We start from the raw sequence: 14,731 nt of genomic DNA, 5'->3' as shown, positions 1-14,731 counted from the left end.
TCGTAGGCGAGATAAGTAAAAGTTGAAATGGAAACGAGACTCATGAACGATTAAAGCAGGGAAGGTTGCTCATAGGTGGAAAAAGTTAAAGCGGGAAAAGGGTAGTGTGGCTCATGAGCGAGTAAAAATAAAGTGGAAAAGGAAACGGGACTCATGAACGTGTAAAATTAAAGTGGAAAAGATGGCCTATGGGCGAGAAAGGTTAAAGTGGTGAAAAGGTGAATGGCTCGTAGGCGAGATAAGTAAAAGTTGAAATGGAAACGAGACTCATGAACGATTAAAGCAGGGAAGGTTGCTCATAGGTTGGGAAAGCTCGAGCGGTAAGGAAGCATAGCTCAAAGACGAGCAAAAGTACATTAAAATCCGGCCCTTTTTCCAAAAAAGAGCGAAAGACGATCAAAAGTGCATTTCTTTTTGATAAAATGGAGCGATTTCGCCGAAATCGCTCCGAAGACCTGCACAATCGCTCTAGAATAGGGCACTCGCCCACTTTTTCAGGAAAAGACGTGCACAATCGCTCTAGAATAGGGCGTGAAGCCACTTTTACCGAAAAAGACCTGCACAATCGCTCTAGATTAGGGCATGGCGCCGCTTTTACCGAAAAAGACGTGCACAATTGCTCTAGATCAGGGCGAGACGCGCCTTTTCCGAAAAGACCTGCACAATCGCTCTAGAATAGGGCATCGCACTCCAGATTTCCCCAAAAAGGCCTGCGGATTTCACGTAAAACCGAGCCCCTCCACCAGGTAATATTGAAATCCATGAACCGTGCCCGACTGGGAGGACAAGTTGCAGCACTAAGACAACGAAGCCTTACGCCCAGCATTAACCCCACCTGCGCAGCCGCTCAACATCATCAATGGACTTGGACGACCAGCCTATATAGTGCCGTAACATACCGAGAAAACGATGGGGGAGCAGGATTGATATATCCTCAAAGCTCTCTTATAATGGTAATAATGATAATCATTATCAAAAATGGATCCAAGTTTTACCAATTTACATTAACTAATCCTTCGGTAAGCGATAGTACTGTTGATTATCGAAAGGGCTAATTACATTTTTCTGGAGAGGATGCCATACTATGCGAATAGAGGAAGCGATTAAAGGAAGAAGAAGCATCGGCAGAGTTAAGCCTGATCCGGTGGATAAGTCACTGATCGAAAAGCTGTTGGAGGCGGCGGTATGGGCGCCTAATCATTATAAAACGGAGCCTTGGCGTTTTTTTGTCATGACGGGGGAGGGGCGCAACCGGTTGGCCGGCGCCTATAAAGAGATCGCCAGAGAGGAAGCGGAAGCGGCCGGTACTCCGGTAAGCGAGGAGCAGCTGCGCAAGCATTGGGACAAGGCGTTTCGCGCTCCGGTCATCATTGCGGTAGCCGCATCGCCAACTTCCATGCCCAAGGTCCACTGGATTGAGGAAATGGCCGCCGTTCATGCAGCGGTGCAAAATATGCTGTTAACCGCTCATTCGCTCGGGCTTGGAGCTATTTGGCGTTCGGGAGACCCGATGTATCATCCGAGAATGAAGCAGGCGTTTGGCTTGGAGGAGCATGAGGAGGTGGCCGGTTTAATTTATTTGGGATATCCCGAGAACGGTCAGCCCCCGGCGCCTGCGAAAACATCATTTGCCCAGAGAACGATCTGGTACGAGTAAGGGATCGGGATGGCTTAAGAGAAATAATGGTCTGGTACGAGTAAGGGATCGGGATGGCCAAGAGAAATGATGGTCTGGTACGAGTAAGGGATCGACATGGCTTAAGAGAAATGATTGTCTGGTACGAGTAAGGGATCGGGATGGCTAAAAGAAATAATGGTCTGGTACGAATATGAGACCGAGACAGCGAATGAAAATCACCCTGGTTCGAGTAGATGATTATCCACGCAGATCTTATGATCGGCTAAGACAGAACGGATGGGGTGGCCGAAATAAAGAAAAAAGCTGACAGCCAAACGGGCTGCCGGCTTTTTTTTATGAAGTTCCCGGACAACACCGACGGTTACGGCGAAGGATTGATGTAATTGACCCCGGGAGTATACTTGTTGCTCGCGTTCCATAACAGGAACTCTTCAATGCCGTTATCATGCAAGGCGCGGATTTGCTCCTCGATTTCTTTCTTGCCGTATTTAATATGCCCCGGAATCCAAGTGGCTGTGAAATCTTGAATCCATGGCCGGACGATCGGCTTAAGGGGGCCAAGAGGCTCCAGCTTCTTGTGCGTATCGACGCTCGAACCGCTGATCGTTGTATACGGCTCGGCATCCGGAACCTTCGCGCCGAACCAGCCGGTGGTATAGTGGCTCGGGTAAACCATTGCGCTTATGACGTCGACGTTTTGCGATATTTTCTCAAAGTCCTGACCGATTCCGTCAGCGGCGGGAACCGAGGCGGCGTAGCCGAAGATGTCCACCGAGACACGGACCCCGAGCGGATTTAACTGCTCTCTCGCATATTTGACGAATCCGGCAACGGCTTCGACCCGGCTGCGTTCGTCCTGCTCGTATTGGAGGATACTGTCTCTTTTTTCAAAGCCTTCCGGAAACCGGACATAATCGAATTGAATTTCCTTGAATCCGGCTTTGGCCGCTTCTTTGGCAACTTCTATATTATAGTCCCAGACTTCCTTGGAATACGGATTAACGAAGCTTTCCGGAGGTTTTTTGCCGTTAGCCCACAAGCTTCCGTCCGGATTAAGAAAGGAAAGCTCCGGCCGTTTATTGGCTAGAATGGTATCCTTGAATACGACAATCCGGGCGATCGGATAAACCTCATGCTCATTCAAAGTATTCATCAGCTTCTGGATGTCGGGAATGATCTTGTATGTAGTGTCGTAAGCTTCCAGCTTCGAGTTTCCGGTATCGTAAGTAATGTTTCCCCAATCATCCTTGACGTCGATGACCATGGCGTTTAGATCGGTTTGGTCTACCAGTTCAAGCAGCGTATTCAGTCGAGACCCGCCGGCGCTGTGCGCAGTCACATAAATTCCTCTGATCGTAGGGGTATCGGGCTGGGGATCTTTCTTGAAGACCGGCCGGAGCGGATCGAATTCCTCCCCGTGAGCGGGTACCTGCATGGATGCCTGCACCAGCTGATCCAGCGTCACATCGGGATTGGCCGAAGAGATGTTGCCCCACAGCATCAGCATGGCGGCCAAAATCATTTCCATAATAACTCTCTCCCAATTCATCGTTGTTTTTACTCTTGCTGTCCGTAAGACGAATCTTCTTGTTTCTCGAAAAAAACCTTCTTCAACCTTTCGTCACAGAATAGAGCAATAAATCCATTATAAGGGAAGGAGGGACTCCATTAAAGAGCCTAAAGTACTTCGGAGGACAAATTAATGAAGACAGGTTGGAAAAGTGATCAGAATCAATCCCCGCCGCTGTATTGCAGATGGACTTCCGTTAGAAACCGGATAGCTATCATCAACGGGATAGTAAAATAGTCATACCGACCACAGTTTAAATATATGAAATAATTAAAAAGAAAGACGCCCTTCAATGAAGAGGGGCGTCTTTCTGATGTTCGGAGATGCTGTATTGGATGATCTCCAAAGCATCGTTATATTCCAAAGCGTCCATACCGTTCGCCAGAACGATCTGGGAATCAAGTTCCGCTTGCTTTAAGGACGGATATAGCTCCGGCGTCCATTTCATAACAATCCTGGATAGCTTAACTGTTTCCATACATCATCACCCTTCCAATCGTATTAGGTCGATCAGGAAAAGATAGTGGAATGAAGCGGAAAGACGGATAACACCAGAAGGCTATGAAATTACACAGTTATATTATAACATAACGAAACTTCACTTGCATTGCCAAATCACCCCAGGCTATAACGCCCCCATCTATCTGTGAAAATCAAAGCCGGCGAAAATCACCCCAGATGCCTGTCGTTTCCACAATATTCACCCATGCCTTGGGATCGGTCTGGAAGATGATTTTCTTTAACTCGGCGAGCTCGTATCGGGTGGTGACCGTCATCAGCATCGTTTGGGAAGTTTGTGTGAAGGCTCCTTCCGTTCGGATCACGGTGACGCCCCGGGGGAGCTTGACCAGTTCATCGATCAGGCTTTGCTCATTGCGGGTAATGATGAAGACCGTTACCTTGACGTGCCGGATATGGATAGTATCAATCAGCTTGGAGGTCAAATAGATGGATAGCATCGAGTACAGGGCAAGGTCCCAATTGTTTTTGAAATAACCGAGAGCAAGTATAACCAATCCGTTAACGGTAAACAGGAAGGTACCCAGAGGGAAATCCCGCTTGCGGGTAACGATGGAGCCGATAATATCGAAGCCGCCGGTTGATCCTCCCGCTCTAAGAGAAAGTCCGGTCGCAATCCCGAAGAGTACTCCGCCGAATACGGCGCCGAGGATGGGCTCGCTTGTTACCGCCATCACCGGAATGATTTGCATTAGCCAGGTGGTGGCAATGACTGAGATGACGCTTAGCAGAATAAACCGGCGGCCAATCGTAATAAGCCCCCATATAATCAATGGAAGGTTTCCGATAAAATAAATGAGGCCGATATTCCAATCGGTAAAATAGCCGATCAGCATGGCGACTCCCGACAGTCCGCCGCTAAGCAGCTGGTGTGGGATCAGCAGCAGGTTGAAGCTGGCAGCCAGAATACCCGCCCCCAGCAATATGTAGAATATCTCCCCGGCATATCTTCTCAACGGGCTTCCTCCTTACAGAGATTGTTAATTTTTCGGATTACAACAGTAGTGTATCCTTTTTCCTATGGTAAAAAAAGCTGTCAGAAATTTATTCGCGGCAAAAAGCATCCCCTCCTGAGAGAAGATGCTTATAGGATGCCGGCTCTGACGTACATAGACGCACTTGTTACATGGAATATTTTCTGTCACTTGTTTACTGAATACAGTCAACTGAGCACGTTACCGAAGCTCCTTCTAAACCGACCAAGGTCTCTGGTTTGTCCCTGAAAGCCAGACTGTGTCAATTTTTGCAGAACGGGGGAATTTTCCCCTACCTTCGTCTGGAAAAAGAGCCTTTACGTTTACTGGTCTTCGGTTTGCTCGGTTTCTTGTAAGTCGGAGTGGAACCGTCATTCTTCCTGGATGAAGATTTCGACGAGAAGGTTCCGGTGCTTTTTGGCTTGGAAGTTGGAGCAGGTTCTATGGAATTGGCCTTGTTCTTGTCGTCTTTGGCGTTTTTACTGCTGAAGCTTCCCGTGCGGTCGGAAGTCGTCGGGCTATCCTTCGCTTTGGGCGGGCTGGTTCCGGAGGAAGTCGATTTATCCCCTGTTGATTTGGAAGGAACCGTTGTCGAGTCCCCCTGAACCTTCCCGGATCCGCCCCACGAACTATCCCAGCCTCCGAATAAAGAATTCAATATCGCGCCGGTCAGAAAACCTTCCAGGAAGGAAGAATCGTAGTGCTTTTTGACATATTCCGCCGTACTGATCTCGATCAGAGTGTTTTCTTCATTCTCCGGGTCTTGCTGCAGATGAATCAGCTTGTTGCTGTAAACCAGGAACATGTGCTCCGGATTTTCTTCGCTGATTTCCTTAGGCTTCTCCTGTTTGGCCAGCAGGGCCGCAACAGCAGGAACGTCCTGGCCTTCGGCAAAGTAAATTCGGGACGTATCCTTTCCTTTTCCTATAACCTCGGTTAATGGATAGTGTTCCTTGACGTAGCTTCCGGCATTGGAACATCCAACCACAAGAGCAAGCACAAGAAAAGCCGCGACGATGGATACCCAACGCTTCATGCCGAACACCTCCTCATTATTGGGCTGATCTCATAAATTTTACGTCTGCGGAAGGGATTCTCTCACCTTGTAGAGCAACGAATTTCCCATCCTGCCATTGCAGGAAAAAGTAGCGGTCCCGGGTTGAAAAATATCGCCAAATCATCATTTCGTCCCCGTTGCGGAAATCCGTATTTCCCGCTGTGCGGGTAATGTCCTTGCGGTAATGCTCCAACTCGTATTGAATTTCCCCGTCCACATCGAGCAGGGTAGGGACGTCGTTCGGATCGTCCAGAGCCCCTTCGAGAAATTGAGTGAGGAAGCATTCGTAAGTCCGGCCTTTTTCGATAAGCAGGCAGCATATTTGGCGTCCGTTCTGTAAATAATAGGCATAGCGGTGGGGAGGATGCCCCGGGTCGTAATATTCGACCTTGCCGCTGATTACGTACTGCTCGAGCTCTACAGTGACAATGTCCCCTACAGAAGCTTCTTCATAGGGATTATGCAGTTCGGTATGGGAAGAAGGTTCTTCTTTGTGACTTTTCAGAATCGAGCCGATCCTTTTGAATATGGACATGAAATTCAACGCTCCTCCGTCTTGATCTACATACAGCTATATACGTGTTAGCGGTATTTGTGGTTTCGCACGGAAAAAAAGGGAAATTAAGAACAACGGAACTGGTCAATGATAGACGGGTTATGATATACTTTCTATTATTGTTCTTAAGTACGGCTGTTCGGCGGTGTTTTCCCGGTACCCGTGGAAAATGCTTTTTTGTTTGTCGATAAGTTTTCACCTTTGTAATAAAGGACGATATATAAAATAGAAAATGTCGCACCGTCGCACTTAAGGGAAGAAGACAGGGTGACTTTTGCCCAATAGAAAAAGGAGACTGAAACATTTGAAAAACTTCCAAGAATTTGGCCTGGAGCCAAAAGTTTTAAAAGCAATTACTGAAATGGGATTTGAAGAAGCGACCCCGATTCAGGCAAAAACGATTCCGCTTGCCATGCAAGGATTGGACCTGATCGGACAGGCACAAACCGGAACCGGTAAAACCGCTGCGTTCAGCGTACCGTTAATTCATAAAATTCAGCCGTCGGAAGATAAAATTGTAGCGCTTGTTATGTGTCCTACCCGGGAGCTGGCTATCCAGGTAGCCGAGGAGATCGAGAAGCTCGGACGGTTCAAAGGCATCCGTTCCCTGCCGATCTATGGTGGACAGGATATCGTCAAGCAGATTCGTGCCCTGAAGAAGCGGCCGCAGATCATAATCGGGACTCCCGGACGTCTGCTGGATCATATTAACCGGAAGACGATTAAGCTGGAGGATGTACGCACGGTTGTACTCGACGAAGCGGATGAGATGCTCGATATGGGCTTTATGGATGACATCCAATCCATTCTGAGCCTTGTCCCCGACGAGCGGCATACGATGCTGTTCTCGGCCACCATGCCTCCCAACATTCAGAAGTTGGCCCAGCAGTTCTTGAACAATCCGCAGCATGTTTCCGTCATTCCGAAACAAGTCAGCGCTCCCCTAATTCAGCAGTCCTATATTGAAGTACATGAAAAACAGAAATTCGAGGCTCTATGCCGTCTGATCGATATGGAGGCTCCGGATCTGGCCATTATATTCGGAAGAACGAAGCGGCGTGTCGATGAGCTGTCGGAAGCTCTGCAGAAGCGCGGATATTCGGCGGAAGGGCTGCACGGGGACCTGTCGCAGAATCAGCGGGACACGGTTATGCGCAAGTTCAGAGACGGAAGCATTGACGTGCTGGTGGCTACCGATGTGGCGGCCCGTGGTCTCGATGTGTCAGGGGTATCGCACGTAGTCAACTTTGACCTGCCGCAGGATCCGGAAAGCTACGTCCACAGAATCGGTCGTACCGGCCGCGCAGGCAAGGAAGGAACGGCTTGGACGTTCGTGACCCCTAGGGAGATTGACCATCTGCATTTCATCGAGCGGGTAACCCGCCACCGGATCGCACGGAAGCCGCTGCCGTCGCTGGCGGAGGCTATTGAGGGCAAACAACGGCTGACCGCGGAACGTCTGATCGAGATCATCAATAACGATGGGGCCCAGCAATACAAGGGCGTTGCCATTCAATTGCTCGAGCAGTATGATTCGGTCAACCTGCTGGCTGCCGCAATGAAGCTGATTACAGGAGAAGCTAGAGAGGTTAGCATCGAGTTAACTCCCGAGGAGCCAATCCGCGCGAAGAAGCGCCGGCCGGATGTTCGAAGCTCGGGTAGAAGACCAAGCGGCAACTTCAAATCCAACTTCCGCCGGGGAGACCGTCAGGGCGGTGGTGGAGGATACGGAGGAGGTTCGCGTTATTCCCGCAGGGACGGAGATAATCGGCGGGACGGCGGTTCCCGTTCCGGCAACAGCTACGGACGCGACCGCGACTCCTATACGCGCAACCATTAATCGTCTGGCAGTTACGGCATGAATTAACATCTTAGATAAAAATCTCTTGCGCCGCAGATCTCGTAATCGGTCGGTTGCAAGAGATTTTTGTTGGGGTGCATAATCTACAAGATTCGTTTATAAAGCCCAGGGCGGACCGTTTAGTCCGTTATCGGCGAATTATCCTTCCAGACTAATTTCAAGGGGATACTCTCATAATTGATCAGCATGATTTTCTTGGAAACGTGCCTGTCCAAAGGACGGCGATAGCCGTTTACCCTTGGGCGATTGATCAGCGGTCCCGTGACGTGAAATTGCAGTGTTTGAACATGCCGGCGAGAGCTTCCCCCTACCGATTTATATGGAAATAGGCTATAATAGACGAATGCGAATAGTCAGACTCAATCGAAGGAGGAAACTGGTTTGGAATTCCGCGGACTAATGGGGGGCTTTTACCGCATCTCCGAATGGATAATGAGGTTATCCGTCACCAATCTTCTATGGGTGCTATGCTCATTGCCTTTCTTCTATCTCATGCTAGTAGTATTTCTCAATCCGGAGAACACAGTCGATTTGTTCAAACAAGGGCTGTTTCTTATCGGAATCGTATCTCCCTTTACTGTTGTCCCCGCTACGGCCGCCGCATTTACAGTTGCACGCAAGTGGGTAACCGGTGACGTCGATGTGCCATTATTGAAAACGTTTTTTCGGGGCTACAAGGAAAATTATTTACAGAGCATGCTGGGTGGAATTGCCTATCTGATTCTAACTGGAGTCCTGTATGTTAACTATCAGTTCTATGGGTCCCAGGAAGGAACGCTGAGCCTTTTATCTTATCTGTTTATTACATTATTCTTTATACTTGTTGCTTCCTTCTTTAATTATCTGTCCATCATGGTTCATTTTCATATGAAATTTTGGCAAATTCTTAAGAACAGCTTCCTGATTACGATTGGCCGGCCTATCGCTTCGTTAATCATCATCGTGTCCAACGTGGCTATCGTAATGATCAGCTTCAGATATACGTTTCTGATTCCTTTCTTTATGGGAAGTCTGATTGCCATTGTCACCTTCTGGCATTTTCATCGTGGTTTCCTGAAGCTTCAGGAGCAGCGTGAGAAGCTGGAGCAGCTCCAAGCCGAGCGGGAGCAGGAAGAGCAGGAGGAGAAAGAGCGCGAGAATCAGGACAAGGAACACGAACAGTCTGAGACTGCGAATGCAGATAGAATGGAAGATCACAGTCGTGATCAAGCAGGACAGAGCTCTTCGTCCGACGAGGAGCCGCCGCATAAAGACGATTCTGCGAATGAAATCCGGTCCGATAAGAAAGACTAATGGACAATCCATCCGATAAGCGGGTCCTATATGGGCCCCTGCCCAATCGGAGCTTGCGAGGTTTACTTTTTGCCCTTCAATCTTTATAATGAATAATACAGTTTCAAACCTCCTGCGATGTGCGTTACGATTTACGTTGTTTTGAACCAATGTATGTTTCTAGGGAGTCCAACATTGCCGTACGGCTGTCATGCCCTCTAAAGGGGACTTCAAAAGTACTGCTGCGGACACCCACCTGCTGAGAGCGGGTTTCGAAACAAGAAAATCGGACGGCATTTGCGGGTCTTAATTTAGAATCCGACAGGAATTAAAGATTGCCTGTATGATACATAGTAGTCTGTCTAATAAGCCCCTCGTGGGGTTTATATTCTTATTTAGGAGGTTTTTTGTTTGAAAATTTTTATCGACACAGCCAACGTGGAAGAAGTAAGACAAGCCTATGAGCTGGGTGTTCTTTCCGGAATTACGACGAATCCTTCCCTGATTGCCAAAGAAGGAAGAGATATTTTTGAAACGATTAAAGAAATGGTATCGATAGTCGGCGACCTTCCGATCAGTGCAGAGGTTATCAGCCTGAATGCGGATGAGATGGTGGAGCAGGGCAAGAAGCTCGTTGAGATCGGGCCGGGAATAGTGGTCAAGGTTCCAATGTGTGAGGAAGGCTTGAAGGCTACCCGCCGTTTCAGCGAATTGGGAATCAAGACGAATGTGACGCTGATATTCTCGTCCACCCAAGCGCTTCTGGCTGCTAGAGCAGGTGCTACTTACGTATCCCCGTTCATCGGCCGGCTGGATGACATCAACATGATCGGGATGAATCTGATCGAGGAAGTCAGCAGCATCTTCAAGACACACCAAATCGAAACGGAAATCATTTCTGCGAGCGTCCGCCATTCCGCTCACGTGATCGAAGCGGCCCTGGTCGGTGCTCATATTGCAACTATGCCGTATAAAGTCATCCAATCCATGATCAAGCATCCGTTGACAGATGCGGGGATTACGAAATTTTCCGAGGATTGGGAGAAGGCAAACCTCGGTACTTTCTAAAGCGAAAACGGCTAGGGGCTGTGGCCGAAATCGGTTAGCGAATTTCAGCCCGCTCGGCGCCCGGTTTCATCGAGAAAAAAGGACCTCATCATCCACCTTTGCTGTGGAATGTGAGGTCCTTTTTTGTGTTCACACTGGGAGGTCCTTTTTCGTATGTACACTGGGAGGTTCTCGTTTTCATGCGAAAAAGCCGTGCGATGCTTCAAATTGTAAAGCAATTGTGCAGGTTTTTTTGGAAAAAGCATCCCGATGCTTCATTCTAAAGCAAAAATGCAGGTCTTTTCCCGAAAAAACCGCGTCATGCCTGATTCTAGAGCAATTGTGCAGGTCTTTGGAGCGATTTTTGCGAAACGGCTCCTTTTTGGCAAAAAGACCTGCACATTTGAGCGTCTTTCGCTCTCTTGTTGGAAAAAGACGGGATTTTAATGCACTTTTGCTCGTCTTTTGCGACGTCCTTGCTCGTGTTTGAGCCGCTGAAAGGTGTGAAGGTCATGGACGTTCGGTCAAAATCGGATTATAGTTTCAACAACCGGTTATTTAATTTTTTTGCGATATTGATCGGGGGTCATGCCCACCTGCTGTTTGAAGAGACGGCTGAAATGAGCTGGATGCTTGAACCCGACGAGGTATCCGACCTCTGTGACCGATTGGTTGCGATCCAGCATGAACAGCATTTTCGCTTGGTTGATTCTCCTCTGATACAGATAGGTAAAGATCGTCTGTCCGGTCACCTCGCGGAACAGCTTGGCCAAATAATACTTATTGAGATGCAGTGCATCTCCCAGTTGATCCAGATGAATATTATCTGTGTAACGGCTTTCAATGAAGGCGAGAATGCTCTGCACGATCTTTTCTTTCTCCTGCGGCGCCTCCATACGCTTGTTCATTTCCTCCTGACACATTTCATAAATGAACAGAAGAAGCTCGATAAAGGTCAGTCTCAGCCGGTGATAGGAGAATAAATCGGTTCGGCCGTAATGGCAGTGAAGGCGCTGCAGAAGCTCTTCCATTGCGGACTTGAGGTGACCGTTCAGACGAAGATGATGGTTTCTCAAAATTTGAAACGGCTTCAGCAGCTCCAGATTACGCGGTTTCTCCTCCAGTATATTTATGAAGAAAGGATCAAATGATAGATTGCTCCTTACGTATTCTTCACTCGGGTCTATTTTGGGACAATGCGGCGTCATTCCGTTCATCAGTATAAAATCGCCCGGAACCAGGTCGATGACCTGATCTCCCAACATATAGCTGCAGCGGCCGCTGTGAAAATAATAAATTTCATATTGGCTGTGGGAATGGAAAGAAGGCCGAATGATCGGCCTGTTGTTTCGATAGACAAATCCGTTAAGGAGCGGGTATGGATAAGAAGCGCTGGACATATGGATCCTCCCGATGAATGGCAGATTCCTTAAGACGGCAGCGATGAACAAATCTTGCCTGAATTTCCGCCGCGAAATCTATCCCGTTTGGGACTTATTATACTACAAATTCATCGGAAGGGGGCCATCATGGAGCTCCTGCTGCGAGCATAATCAATAATCGAGTTTGATTTCCCGACCTGTGCGGGCTGATTCGTAAATGGCCAGAATGAGCTTGACGGCTTTGCTCGCTTCTTCCCCGGTAATCATCGGGTCGCGGTCCTCCCGGATCGCTTGAATCAGATCATCGACCAGTACGAAATGGCCGTCGTTAGAAATATTCGTGGCACTGCTGCTGGCGGCCAAAGTTCCTTCTACCTGCGGGGCTTCCTCCTGGGAGTCGGCGAAGCTCCATTGCTTGATCCCGCTGTCTCCGAAGATGATCGTTCCGTTCTCTCCATGGATCTCGAAGCGTGTTTCCATTCCGGGATAAACGGAGGTCGTTCCTTGAATAACCCCGAAGGCGCCATTTTTATACTTGATGGCGGCAACAGCCGTATCCTCGACCTCAATCGAGCGAACGAGCGGCGCGGAATAGGCGAAGACCGACTCGACGTCCCCGACCATCCATTGAATCAAATCCACTCCGTGAACTCCCTGATTCATCAAGGCTCCTCCTCCGTCCAGCTCCCAAGTACCCCGCCAGCCGGCGCTCCGGTAATATTCCGGACTGCGGTAATATTTCAGGTAGGCATCGCCCAGCACCAGCTTGCCCAGCTTGCCTTCCTGAATCGCCTTGCGGGTTGCGATGGCAGCGGGAAAGGTGCGCCGCTGATAGACAACCCCGAGCTTGACCTGGCGCTCCCTTGCCGTGCGGATCATCCGATCCATTTTGTCAACGGTAATATCAAGCGGCTTCTCGCAAAATATATGCTTGCCTGCTTCGGCGGCAGCGATGGCAACCTCCGCATGCAGTCCGCTGGGAACGCAGATGGAAACCGCATCGATATCTTCTCTCTGCAGCATGATTTCGTAATCGGTATAAATGTCTTTAACGGAAAATTCCTCAGCGAGCTTCTTTGCTTTGGGCTTCTCTACATCAGCAATGGCTACCAGCTCGGCTTGCGGGTTGGACGTTATCGCCTTGGCGTGGAAGGGAGCGATCACTCCTGCGCCCACGATGGCAAATCTTAGCTTTCTCATGCCCATTCACCTCTTCAATAAGTCATTTGGCATCCTGTGAAGGATCTGATTCCTAGGGATAGCCTAGCACATCCGAATGGCCTTTACTTGATTCTCGTTAACCGGAATGACCATTCTTTTGACTATCGTTGGCCTGTTGATGTAATGTTGAAGTCAAGTGAAGGATTCAGTTATTTCCCGGATCTTTGAAGTGGATGGTGAACAGAACTCATGGCAGATAAACCAAGCCGTAAAACCTTTCATCTTCGGCTGGATGAAATGGTAAACCGATTAAAAGAAGATATTCTTACCTCCAAGCTGCAGACCGGAGATTATTTGCCTTCCGAGAAATCGCTCGGTGAGCAGTTCCATCTAAGCAACCGGTCCGTTCGTAAAGGGCTGGAGGTCTTAGTTCGGGAAGGGCTGATCGTAAAGGTGCCCAAAGTGGGCAACCGGGTGACTCGGCCCGACGATAGCGGGACATTAACGGTTAGGTTTGGCTATTATAAATCGATGGCTTATGAAGCTGATCTTCATCACCTCTTGACCTTGTTTCAGGAGCAATATCCGCAAATCCGGGTGCAGGCCGTTCCCATTGCGGGCGATGTCGGAATCAAGGAATACCTGGAGGCAGGCTTGCTGGATGCAGCAACCGTCAATTATCCGACCTATCAATCGATCCTGGATGGGAAGGAAAGGGATTGGCTGGAGGAGCAGACCCCCGATCCCTACATGTATCCTTACGTAACCCATGCTTTTACGGCAGACGGTTTACTCATGGCGAAGCCGTTTCTGTTCTCTCCACTGGTCCTGTGCTATAACCGGGAGCATATCCGGGCGAACGGGCTGCTTGAGCCGGACAGCGGCTGGTCCTGGCAGGATTTGTCGCAGGTCGCTTCCCAATTGACTCGGCCGAACGAAAGGCTGGGGTTTTATTTTCATTTGCAATCCCGCAATCGGTGGCCGGTCTTCTTGCTGCAAAGCGGAGGCTCGCTGCGTAAGGAACCGGACGGTCGGCCGATAATCTGCGGCACCGATTGGATGGAGGGATTTAAGGTTTGCCGCGACCTGATTGTCAATCAGCGGACTATGCCTATGTTCGACCAGGAGTCCGATGCTGAGGAATTGTTCCGGCAGGGCAAAGCTTCGATGATTTTGACCAGTTATTTCGCCATGAATAGGCTCAGAACGATGAAGGGGGATTGGGACATTGCCCCTCTCCCTCACCTTCGCAACGGCAAAACCTTGCTGCTTGTCATCGGGTTGATTGTGAATAGGAATTCTTCCCGCAAGGAGGCCGCCCGCAAGCTGATCGATTTCTTGACCTCATACCCTGCGCAATTGGCTGTGCGGAAGAACACATTAAGCATTCCCGCCCTGAAGCCGGCAGCCGAATGGACCGGCCCCGATTCCCATTACCGGCCGCAGAGATTTCATCTGTATCGGGAGGTAGCGCCGACCTTCAGCTTCTATGATGAGCTTGGATTGTCCAACGATGACATTGTGAGGATGACTCAGCAGGCCAAAATGTATTGGTCGGGGTTATGCGACGAACAGCAGCTGTGCGAGAGTCTGGAGCGATGCCTGAGTGGTTAGCGGCTTGAGAGCAGAAAATGCATTAGATATACACTAGTGGAGAAAATGAATATTTTGATTTATTTCCATACGGGATTGA

12 protein-coding genes and 1 other RNA gene are annotated in these 14,731 nt (G+C 49.1%); 6 read left to right on the top strand and 7 right to left on the bottom strand.

Translation table 11 applies throughout. From position 1 onward, the window contains the following. Positions 1-1,084: 1,084 nt before the first annotated feature. On the top strand, positions 1,085-1,657 hold the full coding sequence (locus ACTHRH_RS18735; RefSeq protein WP_144941734.1) for a nitroreductase family protein: 573 nt from the start codon (positions 1,085-1,087) through the stop codon (positions 1,655-1,657). 343 nt (positions 1,658-2,000) lie between these two features. On the opposite strand, the gene ACTHRH_RS18730 is transcribed toward ACTHRH_RS18735, so the two are convergent. From ACTHRH_RS18730 to ACTHRH_RS18710, 5 genes are all read right to left on the bottom strand, one after another. After that, positions 2,001-3,167, bottom strand: coding sequence for a putative glycoside hydrolase (locus ACTHRH_RS18730; protein WP_440416989.1), 1,167 nt, complete (start codon positions 3,165-3,167; stop codon positions 2,001-2,003). Positions 3,168-3,498: 331 nt separating this feature from the next. Then, the gene (locus ACTHRH_RS18725; RefSeq protein WP_144941730.1) at positions 3,499-3,687 is read right to left on the bottom strand and encodes a hypothetical protein; all 189 of its coding nucleotides are present in this window, start codon (positions 3,685-3,687) and stop codon (positions 3,499-3,501) included. 175 nt (positions 3,688-3,862) lie between these two features. Further along, on the bottom strand, positions 3,863-4,684 hold the full coding sequence (locus ACTHRH_RS18720) for a YitT family protein (protein WP_144941728.1): 822 nt from the start codon (positions 4,682-4,684) through the stop codon (positions 3,863-3,865). 310 nt (positions 4,685-4,994) lie between these two features. Next, positions 4,995-5,738 (bottom strand): DUF4247 domain-containing protein, encoded by a 744-nt coding sequence (locus tag ACTHRH_RS18715; RefSeq protein ID WP_379288493.1) that lies wholly within the window; start codon positions 5,736-5,738, stop codon positions 4,995-4,997. A gap of 16 nt (positions 5,739-5,754) precedes the next feature. Further along, complete coding sequence (locus tag ACTHRH_RS18710; RefSeq protein WP_379288491.1) at positions 5,755-6,294, bottom strand: DUF4178 domain-containing protein; 540 nt, start codon at positions 6,292-6,294, stop codon at positions 5,755-5,757. Between the two features lie 325 nt (positions 6,295-6,619). On the opposite strand from ACTHRH_RS18710, the gene ACTHRH_RS18705 reads away from it, so the two are divergent. The 4 genes from ACTHRH_RS18705 (at position 6,620) to fsa (ending at position 10,516) form a co-directional block, all read left to right on the top strand. Further along, entirely contained in the window at positions 6,620-8,155 is a 1,536-nt protein-coding gene (locus ACTHRH_RS18705) for a DEAD/DEAH box helicase (protein WP_144941722.1), read from the top strand. 402 nt (positions 8,156-8,557) lie between these two features. Beyond that, positions 8,558-9,469: a YesL family protein gene (locus ACTHRH_RS18700; protein ID WP_144941720.1), complete on the top strand. Its 912-nt coding sequence runs from the start codon at positions 8,558-8,560 to the stop codon at positions 9,467-9,469. A gap of 106 nt (positions 9,470-9,575) precedes the next feature. Then, positions 9,576-9,758, top strand: a non-coding RNA gene (gene ssrS / locus ACTHRH_RS18695) — 6S RNA. A 101-nt stretch (positions 9,759-9,859) separates the two neighbouring features. Further along, complete coding sequence (gene fsa, locus ACTHRH_RS18690) at positions 9,860-10,516, top strand: fructose-6-phosphate aldolase (protein WP_440416985.1); 657 nt, start codon at positions 9,860-9,862, stop codon at positions 10,514-10,516. Between the two features lie 533 nt (positions 10,517-11,049). Here the strand turns inward: fsa and ACTHRH_RS18685 are convergent. Together ACTHRH_RS18685 and ACTHRH_RS18680 are read right to left on the bottom strand one after the other, a co-directional pair. Continuing rightward, complete coding sequence (locus ACTHRH_RS18685; RefSeq protein WP_440416983.1) at positions 11,050-11,895, bottom strand: AraC family transcriptional regulator; 846 nt, start codon at positions 11,893-11,895, stop codon at positions 11,050-11,052. 153 nt (positions 11,896-12,048) lie between these two features. Beyond that, the gene (locus ACTHRH_RS18680) at positions 12,049-13,077 is read right to left on the bottom strand and encodes a Gfo/Idh/MocA family protein (protein WP_440416981.1); all 1,029 of its coding nucleotides are present in this window, start codon (positions 13,075-13,077) and stop codon (positions 12,049-12,051) included. A gap of 210 nt (positions 13,078-13,287) precedes the next feature. Here ACTHRH_RS18680 and ACTHRH_RS18675 point away from each other — a divergent pair, with 210 nt between their 5' ends. After that, positions 13,288-14,652 (top strand): extracellular solute-binding protein, encoded by a 1,365-nt coding sequence (locus tag ACTHRH_RS18675; protein WP_440416979.1) that lies wholly within the window; start codon positions 13,288-13,290, stop codon positions 14,650-14,652. Positions 14,653-14,731 lie beyond the last annotated feature (79 nt).

The sequence above is a fragment of the Paenibacillus sp. SAFN-117 genome, from assembly GCF_051966115.1.
Classification (GTDB): Bacteria; Bacillota; Bacilli; order Paenibacillales; family NBRC-103111; genus Paenibacillus_L; species Paenibacillus_L residui.
This window is presented reverse-complemented; position numbering and strand designations above follow the sequence as displayed.